General features: G+C 66.3%; 15 protein-coding genes and 1 tRNA gene. 5 read left to right on the top strand and 11 right to left on the bottom strand.

Annotated elements, in window-relative coordinates; translation table 11 throughout:
- Window positions 1-66: 66 nt before the first annotated feature.
- From pth to ACZZ0O_RS11100, 7 genes are all read right to left on the bottom strand, one after another.
- Window positions 67-651, bottom strand: coding sequence for an aminoacyl-tRNA hydrolase (pth, locus tag ACZZ0O_RS11130; protein WP_115527197.1), 585 nt, complete (start codon window positions 649-651; stop codon window positions 67-69).
- Window positions 652-701: 50 nt separating this feature from the next.
- Window positions 702-1,337 carry a 50S ribosomal protein L25/general stress protein Ctc gene (locus ACZZ0O_RS11125; protein WP_023902813.1) on the bottom strand — a complete coding sequence of 212 codons (636 nt, stop codon included), beginning with the start codon at window positions 1,335-1,337 and terminating at the stop codon, window positions 702-704.
- 109 nt (window positions 1,338-1,446) lie between these two features.
- Window positions 1,447-2,406 carry a ribose-phosphate diphosphokinase gene (locus ACZZ0O_RS11120; protein ID WP_055851346.1) on the bottom strand — a complete coding sequence of 320 codons (960 nt, stop codon included), beginning with the start codon at window positions 2,404-2,406 and terminating at the stop codon, window positions 1,447-1,449.
- A 160-nt stretch (window positions 2,407-2,566) separates the two neighbouring features.
- Window positions 2,567-2,643: transfer RNA gene (locus ACZZ0O_RS11115), tRNA-Gln, on the bottom strand.
- Window positions 2,644-2,646: 3 nt separating this feature from the next.
- On the bottom strand, window positions 2,647-3,531 hold the full coding sequence (ispE, locus tag ACZZ0O_RS11110) for a 4-(cytidine 5'-diphospho)-2-C-methyl-D-erythritol kinase (protein WP_463590797.1): 885 nt from the start codon (window positions 3,529-3,531) through the stop codon (window positions 2,647-2,649).
- On the bottom strand, window positions 3,513-4,166 hold the full coding sequence (gene lolB / locus ACZZ0O_RS11105) for a lipoprotein insertase outer membrane protein LolB (RefSeq protein WP_463590796.1): 654 nt from the start codon (window positions 4,164-4,166) through the stop codon (window positions 3,513-3,515). The genes ispE and lolB overlap by 19 nt, the downstream gene beginning before the upstream one ends.
- Window positions 4,163-5,851 (bottom strand): tetratricopeptide repeat protein, encoded by a 1,689-nt coding sequence (locus ACZZ0O_RS11100; protein WP_463590795.1) that lies wholly within the window; start codon window positions 5,849-5,851, stop codon window positions 4,163-4,165. Before ACZZ0O_RS11100 ends, lolB begins: the two co-directional genes overlap by 4 nt.
- Before the next feature lie 65 nt (window positions 5,852-5,916).
- Between ACZZ0O_RS11100 and hemA the strand changes: the two genes are divergently transcribed.
- The 5 genes from hemA (at window position 5,917) to ppk2 (ending at window position 11,744) form a co-directional block, all read left to right on the top strand.
- Complete coding sequence (gene hemA / locus ACZZ0O_RS11095) at window positions 5,917-7,215, top strand: glutamyl-tRNA reductase (protein WP_055851334.1); 1,299 nt, start codon at window positions 5,917-5,919, stop codon at window positions 7,213-7,215.
- Entirely contained in the window at window positions 7,193-8,278 is a 1,086-nt protein-coding gene (gene prfA / locus ACZZ0O_RS11090; protein ID WP_055851331.1) for a peptide chain release factor 1, read from the top strand. Before hemA ends, prfA begins: the two co-directional genes overlap by 23 nt.
- Window positions 8,275-9,981 (top strand): O-linked N-acetylglucosamine transferase, SPINDLY family protein, encoded by a 1,707-nt coding sequence (locus ACZZ0O_RS11085; RefSeq protein WP_463590794.1) that lies wholly within the window; start codon window positions 8,275-8,277, stop codon window positions 9,979-9,981. Before prfA ends, ACZZ0O_RS11085 begins: the two co-directional genes overlap by 4 nt.
- 430 nt (window positions 9,982-10,411) lie before the next feature.
- Complete coding sequence (gene moaB, locus ACZZ0O_RS11080) at window positions 10,412-10,930, top strand: molybdenum cofactor biosynthesis protein B (RefSeq protein WP_463590793.1); 519 nt, start codon at window positions 10,412-10,414, stop codon at window positions 10,928-10,930.
- Between the two features lie 31 nt (window positions 10,931-10,961).
- Window positions 10,962-11,744: a polyphosphate kinase 2 gene (gene ppk2 / locus ACZZ0O_RS11075; protein WP_311240289.1), complete on the top strand. Its 783-nt coding sequence runs from the start codon at window positions 10,962-10,964 to the stop codon at window positions 11,742-11,744.
- On the opposite strand, the gene ACZZ0O_RS11070 is transcribed toward ppk2, so the two are convergent.
- The 4 genes from ACZZ0O_RS11070 to ACZZ0O_RS11055 form a co-directional block, all read right to left on the bottom strand.
- Window positions 11,726-12,955: a hypothetical protein gene (locus tag ACZZ0O_RS11070; RefSeq protein ID WP_323521760.1), complete on the bottom strand. Its 1,230-nt coding sequence runs from the start codon at window positions 12,953-12,955 to the stop codon at window positions 11,726-11,728. The genes ppk2 and ACZZ0O_RS11070 overlap by 19 nt on opposite strands.
- A gap of 84 nt (window positions 12,956-13,039) precedes the next feature.
- Window positions 13,040-13,306, bottom strand: a complete 267-nt coding sequence (locus ACZZ0O_RS11065) for an acylphosphatase (RefSeq protein WP_463590792.1) — start codon at window positions 13,304-13,306, stop codon at window positions 13,040-13,042.
- On the bottom strand, window positions 13,306-13,914 hold the full coding sequence (locus tag ACZZ0O_RS11060; protein ID WP_463590791.1) for a TlpA family protein disulfide reductase: 609 nt from the start codon (window positions 13,912-13,914) through the stop codon (window positions 13,306-13,308). Before ACZZ0O_RS11060 ends, ACZZ0O_RS11065 begins: the two co-directional genes overlap by 1 nt.
- Window positions 13,911-15,188, bottom strand: a complete 1,278-nt coding sequence (locus tag ACZZ0O_RS11055; protein ID WP_115527186.1) for a YihY family inner membrane protein — start codon at window positions 15,186-15,188, stop codon at window positions 13,911-13,913. The genes ACZZ0O_RS11060 and ACZZ0O_RS11055 overlap by 4 nt, the downstream gene beginning before the upstream one ends.
- Between the last annotated feature and the right edge of the window lie 37 nt (window positions 15,189-15,225).

Here is a 15,225-nt window from a genome sequence, read left to right as displayed (position 1 = left end):
ACATCCGGGATTCGGGATTCGGGAGTGGAGATTCGTCGCCTACGGCCGCGAATCCCCACTCCCCAATCACGCGTCCCTGGCGGTATGCAGCCGCTTCATCGCTTCGTTGAAATTGCCGTCCATCGCCAACGGCAGGACGTCGATGGCCGCATCCACCGCACTACCGATCGCCGCATCATCGTCGCGCCCTGCCCGTCCCAGCACCCACGGCACCACACGGTCCTTGTGACCAGGGTGACCGATACCGACGCGCAAGCGGTGAAATTTGCCGTGCCCGAGCAGGCGGATCGTGTCACGCAGGCCGTTCTGACCACCGTGTCCGCCGTCGAACTTGAGCCGTGCCGTGCCCGGCGCCAGATCCAGTTCGTCGTGTGCGACGAGCATCTGCTCCGGTTCGATCTTCCAGAACCGCAGGGCGGCGGTGATCGATTTGCCACTGAGATTCATGAAAGTGGCCGGCTTGAGCAGCCAGACCGGCTGTCCTGCGATATCGACCTTGGCCGTTTCGCCGAACAACTTGCTGTCCAGACCCCAGCGGGCGCCACTGCGCTCGATGAGGGCATCGACGAAACGAAACCCGGCGTTGTGCCGGGTTTGCGCGTGTTCCGGGCCCGGATTCCCGAGCCCGACGATCAGCCGAAGTGCAGACATGCCAGTCACCGCAGCCGATTCCCCGCAGATACGAGGAACCGGCCGACGGATTACTTGGTTTCTGCGCCTTCGCTGCCTTCTTCACCGGCAGCGTCTTCTTCTTCGATACGCACGTGCTTGGCAGCAACCACGGCGACATCGTGTTCCTTGCCCAGCTTCAGCTCGGGAATTTCCACACCGGCCGGCAGCTTGATTTCGGACAAGTGGATCACGTTGCCCACTTCCAGCGCACCGAGGTCGACTTCGATGAACTCCGGCAGATCCTTCGGCAGGCAGACCACCTGGACTTCGTTGAGCTCGTGGGTCACGACCACTTCGCTCGACTTACCAGCCGGCGAAGTTGCTTCGTTGACGAAGTGCAACGGCACCGCGGCGCTGAGCTTCTCGTTGGCGCTGACGCGCTGGAAGTCGATGTGGATGATCAACTGCTTGAACGGATGGCGCTGCATGTCACGCAGCAGCACCTGCTGCACGTCGCCATTGAGGTTCAAGTCCAGGATCGACGAGTAGAACCACTCGTTCTGCTGGGCGAGCCAGATCTGCTCGTGGTTGAGCTGGATGCTGACCGGCTCGAGTTCGCCACCGTAGACGATGGCCGGAATGACGCCAGCGTGACGTAGGCGGCGGCTCGCACCCTTCCCCTCGTTCGCGCGGCGCTCGACCTTGATTTCGTGAGTCTTTGCCATGTTGTTTCACTACCTAGATTGGAATACCGCCTCGCGGCGATGAAGCGTCTCACCCGCGACCAGGAGAGACGTAGTACGGCACCCGGTGATCCGGGCGCCGAATGGGATATCAGTCGACGTAGAGCGAGCTGACCGATTCGCCGAAAGCGATGCGGCGGATGGTCTCTGCCAGCAGTTCGGCCACGCTCAGCTGACGAATCTTCGGGCAGGTGCGCGCCGCTTCGTTCAACGGGATCGTGTCGGTGACCACCAGCTCGTCGAGCTGCGAATTATTGATGTTGTCCACCGCCGGGCCGGACAGCACCGGGTGAGTGATATAGGCCACCACCTTGAGCGCGCCGCGCTGCTTGAGCGCTGCGGCGGCCGCACACAAGGTGCCGGCGGTATCGACCAGGTCGTCGACCAGTACACAGGTCTTGCCCTGCACGTCGCCGATGATGTTCATCACGGTGGCGACATTGGCGCGCGGACGGCGCTTGTCGATGATGGCCAGATCGGCGTCGTCAAGACGCTTGGCGACGGCGCGCGCGCGCACCACACCACCCACGTCGGGCGAGACCACGATCAGGTTGTCGGTGCCGTAGGCGCGCCAGATGTCGGCCAGCAGCAGCGGCGAGGCGTAGACGTTGTCGACCGGGACATCGAAGAAGCCCTGGATCTGGTCGGCATGCAGGTCGACCGTCAGCACGCGGTCGGCCTCCATCGCGCAGATCATCTTGGCGGCGACCTTGGCGGTGATCGGCACGCGCGAGGAGCGCATGCGACGGTCCTGACGCGAATAGCCGAAGTACGGGATCACCGCAGTCACCGAGGCGGCGCTGGCGCGCTTGAGCGCGTCGATCAGCACCAGCAGCTCCATCAGGTTTTCCGCGCTCGGCGCGCAGGTCGGCTGGATGACGAACACTTCCTGCCGGCGCACGCTTTCTTCGATCTCGACCTGCACTTCGCCATCGGAAAAGCGCGTGACCAGCGCCTTGCCCATACGAACGCCCAGCTCCTTGCAGATGCTCTGGGCAAGCGGCTTGTTGGCATTGCCGGAGAACACCAGCAGATTACGTTGGTCTTGCATGGGATCTCTCAGGCGGCGGCGATAGAGCGTGCGGGTCGGTGAAAGAGCAGACGAGCCAAGCCGTTGCCCGGCCGTTCCTCGATCTCCGCACGTGGATGTGCGGGCGTTTGCAGAAGAATCTGCGTCTACAACTCTTGCAGGGCGACCTGCATCGGTACATTGGCAGGGGCGGTAGGATTCGAACCTACGAATGCCAGGATCAAAACCTGGTGCCTTGGGCCTCTTGGCGACGCCCCTGCATCAAACCTTTGTTGCGTCCAGTGCGTCGAGCAATGGCGAGTGCGCTGCACCCTCCACCACCCACGCCCGCAGGCTGTCCGGCAATTGCGCCAAGGCCTGCTCTGCAGCAGCGCGCGTGGCGAATTCGACGAAACACCCACTCCCCGACCCGGTCAAACGTGGCGTGCCGATCTGGGACAACGCCTGGAACACGGCCTCGACGGCAGGTTCGCGGCGCCGCAGGACCGGCTCGAACGCATTGTCGAGCAGAGAACCGGAAGCGAAGTCCGCTATTTTCACGGGCGCAGCATCCCGCGTCAATTCCTGTGATTGAAATAACGCCGGCGTCGGCACGTGAACGCCCGGATCGACCAGCACATACGCAGCGTCGGGAAGCGCAATCGGGGTGAGTTGCTCGCCCACGCCTTCGGCCCAGGCGTTGTGTCCGCGGACGAACACCGGCACGTCCGCGCCCAGCCGCAGGCCCAGCGCGGCCAATGCATCGACGGGCAAGCCCAGGCGCCACAAGGCATTGAGCGCGACCAGCACGGTTGCCGCGTCCGACGAGCCGCCACCAAATCCGCCACCGGCGGGAATGCGCTTGTCGACGCGGATCTCCGCGCCCGCCCGTGTGCCGGTAGACGATTGCAGCAGGCGCGCGGCGCGGATCACCAGGTCATCGTCTTCGGCAACGCCAGGCAAACTGTCGCCGATGCGCCGGATCAGGCCGTCGCTGCGCAAACGAAGATGAATGGTGTCCCCCCAGTCCAGCAGCCGGAACACGGTCTGCAGCAGGTGGTAGCCGTCGGCACGGCGCCCGACGATCTGCAGAAACAGGTTCAGCTTGGCCGGCGCGGGCCACGCCGACCAGCCGTCCAGCGCTGCCATCAGGGCGATACCGTCCACTGATCGACCAACAGGCGGACCTTGGCGGTGCCGTTATGGGCTTCGATGCGTTGCGGCAGCGCGGGCTTGCCGTCGCTGGCAGGCGCCCAGGCAAGAAATTCGATGGTCCAGCCATCCTGTTGCACGGTGCGTGGGCGCCCGGCAGCGTCGAGATCGACGCGCTGCGCGCCGGCATCGGCAATGCGCAGCGCGCGCACCCAGTCCGGCATCTGATTGACCGGGATGGTCCAGCCGGTCGCTTCCAGCAAAACCTGTTCGGCGTCTGGGCCGCTGCGCGGACCGCCGTCCAGCCCCTCGAGCCGACCGGCGCCGGTAGTGGTATCGCCGGTGAGCACCCAGCTCTGCCGGGTCACCGGGGCACTGAGCTGCACGCGGTACTGCGGGCCGTTCTGCTGCCAGTCGATGCGCCCGCTGCCGCCGTTGCGGTCCTTGCTGATCGCCACCCGCCCCTGGAACGACCACTGTGGGTGGGCCTGCAACCAGGCCTGGCGCGCAACTTCGGCGTGACGCGCTTCATCGGAGACGCGCTCGACCACCGCCGCGCCGCCACCCTGCCCGCGCGGCACGCTGACGCAGCCGGACAGGCCGACCAGTACCAGCCCGCTCAGGGCCAGCGCGCGTCGTGCAGCGCTCATAGCCCGAACTTTTCCACGGCGCGTTGCAGCGCGCGGTTGTCAGGATCCAACCGGCGGGCTTCGTCGAAGTAGCGCCGCGCCTCGTCCTGCTTGCCGCTGACCCACAGCACCTCGCCCACGTGCGCGGCAATCTCCGGGTCCTTGACCAGCGCCCAGGCGCGGCGCAGCTGCACCAGCGCTTCCTTGGTGCGGCCCATGCGATACAGCACCCAGCCATAGCTGTCGACGATGGCCGGGTTGTCCGGGTCGGCGGTGCGCGCGCGATCGATCAGCGCCAGCGCTTCCTTGTAGCGGGTGGTGCGGTCGGCCAGGGTGTAGCCCAACGCGTTCAAGGCCGCCACGCTTTCCGGCTCGGCGACCAGGATCTTGCGCAGGTCGGCCTCGGCGCGCGCCACGTCGTCGCGACGCTCCCAGGCCAGGCCGCGGGCGTACAGCAGCGCGCTGTCGTCCGGATAGGCGGCCAAGCCGCGTTCGAAGGCATCCAGCTCGCCCGGGGCGTCGTCGGCGCGCTGATGCAGCTCGGCTTCCAGCACATAGGCATCGCGACGGGCATCGTCGTCGGCGCTGGCATCGCCCTGCAATGCTCGTACTTCGGCCAAGGCTTCGGGTTTGCGGCCCAGTTCGTATAGCGCGCTGGCGGCGCGCAAGCGCGCTTCGCTCATCTGCGGCCCGCCGGGTACGCCGCGGTACCACTCCACCGCTTCGTCGTAGCGCTTGAGGAATTCAGCGATCTTGCCCAGCAGCAGGCGGCGATCCGGGTCGGGCTTGGTGGCGTTGCTCTTGAGCTCGCCATACAGCGCCTCCAACGCGGTGCGGTCCTTCTCTTTGGCGAGCATCGACGCGCGCAGGCCGTAGGTCTGGGTGTCCTGCGGGCCGGTGGACAGCACGCGCGCCGCCGCTTCGGTCTGGCCCATGGCGTCGTAGGCGAAGGCCAGCGCGCCGCGCAGTTCGGAATCCTTCACTGCCTGCGGTTCGACGTTCTTCAGCAGCGCCAGCGCTTCGTCGTTCTTGCCTTCCTGCTGCAGCTGGGTGGCATGCAGCAAGGCCACGCGCGGCTCCTCGGGGAAGCGGCGCACCACTTCGTCGACGATGCGCTTGGCCAGCGCCGGGCGCTCCATGCGCAGCGCGAGCCGGCCGAATTCCTGCCACACCTCGATCTGGTTGGGGATGGCACCGGCCTTGACCAGGTCTTCGAGCACGTCGGCCGAGGCTTCCGGCTCGCGGCCGCCATTGGCCAGCGCGATCAATGCAAAGCGCCAGCCGCGCGGGTCGGGTTCTTTGAGCAGGCCGAGCAAGTCGCGGCGCGCGGTGCGCAGGTCGTTGCGGCGCAGGGCCAGCGAGGCTTCGGTGCTGCGCATCGACATCGAGGCCGGCGCGCGGGCGCGCCACAGCGCCAGCGCTTCGATGGCGCGCGGGTCGTCATTGGCCAGCATGGCAATGCGGGCGGCGCGTTCGGCCAGACCGGCGTCGCCGGCTTCGGCCTTGGCGGCGTCCAGATAGGCGCGGGCGGCTTCGTCCAGCTGCCCGGCCTGCAAGGCGAATTCGCCGGCAAGCACAGGTTCCAGCGAGGTGGCGCCGGCACTGCTGGCGGGTGGAGCGGACGGTGCTTTTTTGGGTGCTGCCGTGGCGTTGGCGGACACTGCTACCAGCAAAAGAACACTCAGGATGCGAATCGGTACAGGCATCGGGGGCAACCGGGCCGTAAAATGGGGCCCTGAATGGCCGCCAGCTTATCGCAAGCAACTGAACAATGACGTTGTGGGTGCTCGGACTGAATCACCAGACCGCACCTGTGGACCTGCGCGAACGCGCGGCGTTCGCAGGTGACGCGCTGCCGCGTGCGCTCGAATCGTTGCGGGCCTTGCCGCAGGTGCGTGAGGCCGCGCTGCTGTCCACCTGCAACCGCACCGAGCTGTATGCGATGGCGGACGACGTGCAGGCGCTGGCCGGCTGGCTGGACGCGCATGCGCCGGGATTGAGTAGCTATCTGTACCAGCATCAGGATGCCGACGCGGTGCGCCACTTGTTCCGGGTCGCCACCGGGCTGGATTCGATGGTGCTGGGCGAGCCGCAGATCCTGGGCCAGGTGAAAGATGCCTGGGCGGTGGCGCGCGCGCATGGCGCACTGGGCAGCGGGTTGGATCGGTTGTTCCAGCAGACCTTTTCGGTGGCCAAACGCGCGCGGACCGATACCCGTGTCGGCGCCAACCCGGTGTCGGTGGCCTCCACCGCCGTGCGCCTGGCACAGGAGTCCTTTGCCCGGCTCAACGAATCGACCGTGTTGCTGGTCGGCGCCGGCGAAACCATCGAGCTGGCCGCCAAGCACCTGAGCGAAGGCCGCGTGCGGCGCCTGTTGATCGCCAATCGCACCCTTGCGCATGCGCAGACACTGGCCAGCCAGCACGGCGGCTATGCCTTGCCCCTGACGGATCTGGAACGCCACCTGGCCGAGGCCGATGTGGTGTTTTCGGCCACCGCCGCGCGCGAGCCGGTCATCACGCGGGTGCAGGTGGAACAGGCGCTGCGCGCGCGCAAACGCAAGCCGATGCTGTTGTTCGACCTGGCGGTGCCGCGCGATATCGAAGCCTCGGTAGCCACGCTGAGCGATGCCTACCTGTACACCGTGGACGATCTGGAACGCGCGGTCGAAGACAACCGCCGAAGCCGCCGCGAAGCCGCAGACCAGGCCGAGGCGATCATCGACCTGCAGGTGGCGCGTTATGTCGAGACCGTGCAGGCCAACGCGCGCCAAGCACCGCTCAAGCGGCTGCGCGCGTTCGGCGACAGCACCCGCGACGAATTGCTGGCCAAGGCGCGTCAACAGTTGAGCAACGGCAAGCCGGCCGACGAAGTGCTGGAGCAACTGGCGCATGCGCTGACCAATCGCCTGTTGCACCCGCCGACCGCCGCGCTGCGCGATGCCGCGCTCAACAACGACCTGGAATTGACCAGCGCGGCCGACCGGCTGTTCCCGGAAAAACCCGGTTACCCACATCCCCCTGTAGCTACCCCGATCGTGAGGACTGATGACGCCGACCCTGCGCCGTAAGCTCGAAGCGCTGGCCGAGCGCCGCGAAGAACTGCAGCACCTGTTGTCCGACCCGGACGTGGTCAACAACAACGACAAGTTCCGCAGCCTGTCGCGCGAACTGTCGCAACTGGAGCCGGTGGCCGTAGCGCTGGAAGACGAGGCGCGCGCCAAGGCCGACCTGAGCGCGGCCGAGGCCATGCGCAATGACCCGGAAATGCGCGAGTTGGCCGAAGAGGAAATCGCTGCGGCACAAGCGCGCCTGGACGAACTGGATGCGCAGCTGGCATTGCTGTTGGTCCCGCGCGATCCGCGCGACGACGGCAATCTGTTCCTGGAAGTGCGCGCCGGTACCGGCGGCGATGAGGCGGCGATCTTTGCTGGCGACCTGTTCCGCATGTACGCACGTTATGCCGAGCGCCAGGGCTGGAAGGTCGAAATCGAATCCGACAGCCCCGGCGAGCACGGCGGATACAAAGAAGTGGTGGCACGCGTGGTCGGGCGCGGCGCGTATTCGCGGCTGAAGTTCGAATCCGGCACCCATCGCGTGCAACGTGTGCCCGCAACCGAGTCGCAGGGCCGCATCCATACCTCGGCGGCGACGGTGGCGATCATTCCCGAAGCCGACGACGTGGAAGAGATCGTGATCAATCCGGCGGATTTGAAGGTGGATACCTTCCGTTCTTCCGGCGCCGGCGGCCAGCACGTCAACAAGACCGAATCGGCCATCCGCATCACCCACGTGCCCAGCGGCGTGGTGGTGGAATGCCAGACCGAGCGCAGCCAGCACGCCAATCGCGACAAAGCGATGAAGCGCCTGAAGGCGCAATTGGTGGAAGCCGAACGCAGCAAGGCCGCGGCCGCCGAAGCGCACACGCGCAAGTTGCAGGTGGGCAGCGGCGACCGCAGCCAGCGCATCCGTACCTACAGCTTTCCGCAGGGCCGCATCACCGACCACCGCGTGGAGGGGCTGACCCTGTACGACCTGCCCAACATCATCGAAGGCGATCTGGATGCGTTGGTCGCACGGTTGCTGCACGAGCATCAGGCCGACGAACTGGCGCGGTTGAGCGACAGCCCGTGAGTGCCAACGTCCCGCGCGAGCTGCTGCAGCTGCGCGAGGCGGTGCAGCGGCAACCCGGCGATTTCGTTGCGTGGTTGATGCTCGCCGATGCCGAACTCGGCATGGGCGGCATCGCTGCTGGCGAGTTGGCCGTGCAACGCGCGTTGGCCCTGCATCCCGGCCACCCGGAAGCGATTGCGCGACTTGGGCGCGTGCGTTGGGCGCAACAGCGGCACGCCGAGGCGTCGCGTCTGCTGCAGCAGGCATCGGACCTGGTGCCGCAGCATCCGGGCATTGCGCTGTGGCTGGGCCATGCCTTGGAAGACGCCGATCAGCCGGAGCAAGCAGCAGCGGCCTATACACGCGCGTATCACCTGCTGCCTGACGAGCCGTACATCGCCGCGCAGCTGCTCAACTGGCGACGTCGTTTATGCGATTGGCGCGGCCTGGATGCCTTGGCCGCGCAGGTCCGCAACGCCGTGGCAAAGGGCGCCGCGGCGGTGGAGCCGTTCGCGTTCCTGAGCGAAGACGCCACTGCGGCCGAGCAACTGGCCTGTGCGCGCACGCGTGCGCAGGCGATCGCTTCAAGCCTGCAGCCACTGCCACCAGTTGCGCTACGCAGCCGCGGCGGGTTGCGCGTGGGCTTCGTATCCAATGGCTTCGGCGCACATCCCACCGGTGTGTTGACGGTGGCATTGTTCGAGGCATTGCAGCGGCGCCAACCCGAGCTGCAACTGCATCTGTTCGCGACCAGCCACGACGACGGCAGCGCGATTCGCGCGCGCTTGACGCAGGCCACGACCCTGCACGATGTCACCGCGCTGGGGCATCTGGCCACCGCGCAGCACATCCGCGCGCAGGGCATCGACGTGTTGTTCGATCTGCGCGGCTGGGGCGGTGGCGGACGCCCGGAAGTGTTCGCGCTGCGGCCGGCGCCGTTGCAGATCAATTGGCTGGCATACCCGGGCACCTCCGGTGCGCCGTGGATGGATTACGTACTGGGCGACACGTTTGCATTGCCACCGTCGTTGGCGCCGTTTTACAGCGAGCAGGTACTGCGCTTGAACCGCGCGTTTCAGCCGTCGGACACCACGCGCACGCCTGGCGAACCGCCGTCACGCACCGCCTGTGGGTTACCCGCGCAGGGCACGGTGTTTTGCTGTTTCAACAATAGCTACAAACTCAATCCGCGCAGCATGACGCGCATGCTGGCGGTACTGCGTGCGATGCCCGGCAGCGTGCTGTGGCTGTTGTCGGGGCCAGGCCAGGCCGATGCGCGGTTGCGTGCGGCAGCACAGGCGCAGGGCGTGGATGCGCAGCGCCTGGTCTTCATGCCGAAGTTGCCCCACCCGCAGTATCTGGCGCGTTACCGGCACGCGGATCTGTTTCTGGATACGCATCCTTATAACGCGCACACCACCGCCTCCGATGCGTTGTGGGCGGGTTGTCCGGTGCTGACCACGCCTGGCGAGACGTTTGCCGCGCGGGTGGCGGGCACCCTCAATCAGCATCTGGGGCTGGAAGAGATGAACGTGGCCGACGACGCGGCGTTTGTGGCCAAGGCGGTGGCATTGGCAAGCGATGCGGATGCGTTGGTCGATCTGCGTGCGCGGCTGGCTGAGCAACGGCAGCGCAGTGGCGTTTTCGATATGGATGGGTTTGCGGACGATCTTGCGGCCCTGCTGCAGACGATGGCGCGGGAGCGTGGTTGGTTGGGGGTTTAGATGTAGGCCAAACACTGCCGGTGGAACTTCTCCCTTCTCCCGCCGGGAGAAGGTGGCGCGCAGCGCCGGATGAGGGTGCGAGCAAGCCTGCAATGCTCAGGCTGTGACCGATCGCCAATGCTCGGGTCTCTGCGGATCGCTGCTGCCTTGTGCTCACCCCATGTAGCAAGTGTTGCCATGCAGGCTTCGCCCGTACCCTCACCCCAACCCCTCTCCCGCAGGAGAGGGGCTTTGGTCACTGTGCTGGCACCTGAGAAGAAAGGATTTTGTGCCTGCGCGCCGAAAGCTCCGGCGCACATGATGGCTGACGCTAGAAATTTTCCAGCGCTGATCGACTTTCAACACTAATCGACATGCAACGCTCGAACTCTAATCCTCGAATTCACACCGCAGCGCTGTACCCGGCCGCTGCAGCTGGTTACGCTGCGGAATGCCTTCTACTCCCGACTTCATTCCCCTGCGCCTGTGCGTGCTGACGGTGTCCGACAGCCGCACGCTGGCTGACGACCGCTCCGGCGATTACCTGGCCGACGCCCTCACCCAGGAAGGCCACGTGCTGCACGACCGTGCGCTATGTCCGGACGACCGTTACCGCATGCGTGCAATCGTGTCGGTGTGGATTGCCGATGCGCAGGTGGACGGCATCCTGGTCACCGGCGGTACCGGCTTTACGGGCCGCGACAGCACGCCTGAGGCGATCACACCGCTGCTGGACAAGATCATGCCGGGCTTCGGCGAGATGTTCCGCGCCATCAGCGTGGAAGAAATCGGTACGTCTTCGCTGCAATCGCGCGCGTTTGCGGGGCTGGCCAATCACAGCTTCGTGTTCTGCCTGCCCGGCTCCACCTCGGCGTGCCGCACGGCGTGGGAAAAGATCGTGCGTGCGCAGCTGGATGCGCGCACCAAGCCATGCAATCTGGCGACATTGCGTCCACGGCTGGGCGAATAGCCTGCGCGTTCGATCGTCGAACGGAACCCGCATGTCGCACCTGAAACGCAAGGCCTATAAAAAGTTGCTGGCACCGCTGCAGTTGGAGCTGGTCGGCATGGCGCGCTGGTTGCGCCACACCAATCAACGCGCCCTGGTGCTGGTGGAAGGCCGCGACACCGCCGGCAAGGGCGGCGTGATCCAGACCATCGCCAGCCATCTCAACCCGCGCCAGTGCCGGGTGGTGGCGCTGCCCAAGCCCAACGACCGCGAAAGCACGCAATGGTATTTCCAGCGCTATGTGACGCATCTGCCGGCCGGCGGCGAATTGGTCCTGATGGACCGCAGTTGGTACAACCGCGCCGGTGTGGAACGGGTGATGGGCTATTGCACCGACGCGCAATACGAGGCGTTTCTGGAACAGGCGCCGCGCTTTGAACAGATGCTGGTCGATGACGGCATTCTGCTGTTCAAGTACTGGTTGTGCGTGGACCAGGCCGAGCAGGAAGACCGCTTTGCCGAGCGTCACGAAGACCCGCTCAAGGGCTGGAAGCTGTCGCCGGTGGATCTGCAATCGCGCACCAAATACGACGATTACACCGCCGCCCGCGAGCGCATGCTCGAAGTGACCCACATCCCGGATGCGCCGTGGACGCTGGTGGACTTCAACGACCAGAAACGTGGCCGGCTGAGTCTGATCCGCGATCTGCTGGATCGGCTGCCGGACACCGCGGTGCCCGACGAGCCGCTAGCGCTGCCGCCCTTGCACGGCAAGCCGCACAAGGAGCGCTACGGGGTGCTGGAACCGATCGACGATTACGCCGGCCAGTCCTGAGAAACTTCGTCGCTGGCCGTGGTGGCGCGCGGCAGCGGATGCAGGCCGGCCTGACGTTCGGCCTGCTCGGCCTGCAGCACCAGCTGGCTCAGGCGCTGACTGAACAACTGCATGAAACCGCGGTGCAGCGGGCGCATCGCTTCCATGTAGTCCACATCGTCGGCTTGCGCGCCGAGCGGGCTGCAGGACGACAACAGCACTTCGTCCAGGCGTAAGGCGCTGTCGGGCAAACGGACCAGCGCAGCGCGACGCAACCAGTCGCGCATGCCTTCGCGGTATTCGGCGGCCAGGATGTAGGCCACTTCGACCTGGTCCAGGTCCACGTCCGGGTTCCATGCCAGCACCTGGATCACCTGCGAGCGCTCGTCCAGCATGCGGCCTTCGGCCACCAATGCATGCAGTTGCTGCAGCAGCCGCCACTGCACGCCGGCCGCGTCGCGTTGTGCGGTCGGCATCGCTTCGATCGCCAGTGCCAGACGGCGCGAGAACAGGGCCGGCACATCGGCCAGGACCACCGGGCCCGCATCGGCGCCCAGCAGGAAACGCTCGGTGCGCAGCGCGGCGGTGTCCGGCAGATAACCGTCCTGCAGCGGGCGCATCACACCGTGATCGAGCAGCGACAGCACCACGTCGAGCCAGTAGCGGCGATCCTGCTGCAGCGCGCGGTTGACCGAGGCGTTCTGCCAGGCGGTGCGTCCCTCGTCCAGACGTGCGATACAGGCCTGGGCATCCATTCCATCCCACGGCGCGCGGGTGGCATCGTTGGGGTCGAAAGTTTCGGCACTGAGCATGCCGGCGCCAAAGCGGTGCCAGGCGGCGCCACGCTGGGTGTCGGTCGGGTCGAGGCGGGGGGTGGCAGGCGCGACCGGAGCCGCCGGGCGCAGCAGCGCCGCGTAGGCATCGGTCCACGATTCGGGCAGGCGTGCCGACATCGGGTAGGTCGCCGCCGGCTGCGCCAGACCGCGACGCGCCAGGCGCAGGCTCCACGCCACCGCACCGATCACGATGCCGCCAAACGTCCACGCCAGCAGCCAGCTGGTGGCCGCCTGTTCGGGCTGCAGGACGCGGGTGGACGGCTGCACGAACAGCAACCAGCCACTGCCCAGCAGCGCGCCGAGATACAGCCACGGCCCGAACTGCGTCAGCTGGTGATTGCGGCGATGTGCCGCCGGAGCGTGCCCGTCGTTGTGATCTTGAGATGGAGCGGCCATTACATTCCCCTGAACGCCTGATCGCGTTGAGAAGGTTATCGGCGAAGCAACGCAACTCTGTTGCCCCGCCGTGCCGGCACGCACTCAGCCAGTTACAAATTCTTCAGTCGGCGGAACCGCACATGCCGTGCGTGTCACCGACGTCACCTGCGCCGCTGACGGGCCTTGCCACAGCCAGGTTTCCAACGCATCCAGTGCGGCCTGGCTGCCGGCGGCGACCACCTCCACGCTACCGTCCGGCTGGTTGCGGGCGTGCCCGTACACACCCAGCGCCAGCGCGCGCTCGCGGGTGGAGGCGCGGTACCACACGCCCTGCACCGTCCCGCTGACCACAAAACGCGCCGCCTGCATCACCCCGCCTTGCCGGTGATGCCGACCGCCGCTTCGATGTCGCGGGCGGTGACCGGGCCGAGGAACTGCTTGGCGACCTTGCCGTCCGGGCCGATCAGATAGGTCATCGGCAGGCCGCGTGGCGTGGCGAAGTCCTGCGGCGGCTGATACGGGTCCAGGATCGCCACCGGGTAGGACACCGGGTGGTCCGTCAAAAACGCCTGCATGTCGGCGGCGGTGATGTCTTCGTAGGCCAGGCCCACCACTTCGACGCTGTCGCGCATGGTGTGCAGTGCCGACAGCTCCGGCATTTCCTTCAGGCAAGGCGCGCACCAGGTGGCCCAGAAGTTGACCACCACCCACTTGCCGCGATGCGCGGCCAGGTCGTAGGTCTCTCCCGACACTGTGGGCAGCGACAGCTTGGGCATCTCGGCGGTCTGTTGCACCACCGAGGTGTTGGCCGCGCTGGCCGGGTCAGCGGCGGGTTTTTCGGGTGTCTGGGTGGCCGTGGCAGGCGCTGCCGCCGAATCGGTCGCAGCGGGGGTGCCCTCGCCGGTGGGCTTGCAGGCGGTCAGCAGCAACAGCGGCAACAGCAGCGCGCACGCGCCGCGCACAAGACGCATCGTCATGGAGGATCTCCGGGGAGGTGGGTGTAGAGGTCGCCGACCGGTTGCGCCAGCACGCCGCGCAACGGTTGACGCAATTGTTCCAGCGCGGCGGCGGCGGCCTGGCCGTAGGCATCGTCGCGGCACGGTAGCGGGCGGTCTTCGATCGGGACGCGCAGCTGGCAGTTTTCGTAGAGTTCGGCCAATGGCACCACGTCCAGATCGCGCGCCAGCAGCCATTGGCCGCGCTCGTCGCGCCGCAGCAGGCGGATGCGTTTGAGCTCGCACAGCAGCTCCTGCATCAGCGTGTCGGTGAGCATCGGCTCCAGCGCAAGAATGCGATCTTCGTCCAGGCCGTTGCCGTGGATGCGTGCCTGCCGGAAACGGCCGAGCAGACGCAGCAGGCCATAAATTTCAAAGCCCGGCGGCAGGCGCATGGCTTCGGGCTGATAGCGGAATGCGGACATCGACGATGCCAGCGACGCACCCAGCAACACCGACACCCAGCTGAGATAAATCCACAGCAGCAGGATCGGCAGCGCCGACAGCGCGCCGTAGATGCGCTGATAGGTCTGGAAATTGCCCAGATAGAAGCCGAAGCCCCATTTGACGATTTCCATCAGGATCACCGCCAGCAGCGCGCCAGGCAGCGCGTGACGCAGGCGAACCACATGCTGCGGCACCACGCGGTAGATCAGCACGATGCAGACGAACTCCACCGCCATCGGCGCCAGCCGCCAGGCGAATTCGGCCAGCCACTGGCCTTCGGTGGTGCGGAACAGCGGCAGCGCGAACACGTAGGCCGCCATCGCCATCGAGGCGGCGGCGAGCATCGTGCCCAGGGTCAGCACGGTCCAGTAAATCAAAAACCGGGTCACCTTGGGCCGCGCGGCAGCCACCCGCCAGATGCTGTTGAAGGTCTGTTCGATGCTGTGCAGGGTGATCAACAACGAGGCCACCAGCGCCACCATACCGGCGACGGTGAACTTGCCCAGATCTTCCAGCGAACGGTTGAGATAGTTCTGCACCGAGCGCGCAGCGCCGGGCACGAAGTTGTTGAAGATGAAGTCGGTGAGCGCGTCCTTCCATTCGTTGAATGCAGGAAACGCCGACAACACGCCGAACACCACGATTGCCAGCGGCACCAGCGCAAACACCGTGGTGTAGGCCAGCGAGGCCGCGGCCTGGAACAGGCGGTCGTCCAGAAAGCGGCGCCACAGAAAACGCCCGAAGCTCACCGTCCGCGCGCGATCGCGCAGACGCTCTTTCCATTGGTGGAGTTTGTTCACACGCGACATCGCGCAAGGGTACCCGATGCGCCGTCATCGCGGCCTT

It is taken from the genome of Xanthomonas sp. AC360, from assembly GCF_979258225.1.
Note: the sequence above shows the minus strand (reverse complement) of the source record. Positions and strands in the feature narration are given on the sequence as shown.

What these genes read in the sequence shown, in the direction of transcription:
- ACZZ0O_RS11055 (WP_115527186.1), bottom strand. Translation starts at nt 15,188, where the DNA reads ATGTCGCGTGTGAACAAACTCCACCAATGGAAAGAGCGTCTGCGCGAT.
- ACZZ0O_RS11060 (WP_463590791.1), bottom strand. Translation starts at nt 13,914, where the DNA reads ATGACGATGCGTCTTGTGCGCGGCGCGTGCGCGCTGCTGTTGCCGCTG.
- pth (WP_115527197.1), bottom strand. Translation starts at nt 651, where the DNA reads ATGTCTGCACTTCGGCTGATCGTCGGGCTCGGGAATCCGGGCCCGGAA.
- moaB (WP_463590793.1), top strand. Translation starts at nt 10,412, where the DNA reads ATGCCTTCTACTCCCGACTTCATTCCCCTGCGCCTGTGCGTGCTGACG.
- ACZZ0O_RS11070 (WP_323521760.1), bottom strand. Translation starts at nt 12,955, where the DNA reads ATGGCCGCTCCATCTCAAGATCACAACGACGGGCACGCTCCGGCGGCA.
- lolB (WP_463590796.1), bottom strand. Translation starts at nt 4,166, where the DNA reads ATGAGCGCTGCACGACGCGCGCTGGCCCTGAGCGGGCTGGTACTGGTC.
- ACZZ0O_RS11065 (WP_463590792.1), bottom strand. Translation starts at nt 13,306, where the DNA reads ATGCAGGCGGCGCGTTTTGTGGTCAGCGGGACGGTGCAGGGCGTGTGG.
- ACZZ0O_RS11100 (WP_463590795.1), bottom strand. Translation starts at nt 5,851, where the DNA reads ATGCCTGTACCGATTCGCATCCTGAGTGTTCTTTTGCTGGTAGCAGTG.
- ACZZ0O_RS11120 (WP_055851346.1), bottom strand. Translation starts at nt 2,406, where the DNA reads ATGCAAGACCAACGTAATCTGCTGGTGTTCTCCGGCAATGCCAACAAG.
- ppk2 (WP_311240289.1), top strand. Translation starts at nt 10,962, where the DNA reads ATGTCGCACCTGAAACGCAAGGCCTATAAAAAGTTGCTGGCACCGCTG.
- ACZZ0O_RS11125 (WP_023902813.1), bottom strand. Translation starts at nt 1,337, where the DNA reads ATGGCAAAGACTCACGAAATCAAGGTCGAGCGCCGCGCGAACGAGGGG.
- hemA (WP_055851334.1), top strand. Translation starts at nt 5,917, where the DNA reads ATGACGTTGTGGGTGCTCGGACTGAATCACCAGACCGCACCTGTGGAC.
- prfA (WP_055851331.1), top strand. Translation starts at nt 7,193, where the DNA reads ATGACGCCGACCCTGCGCCGTAAGCTCGAAGCGCTGGCCGAGCGCCGC.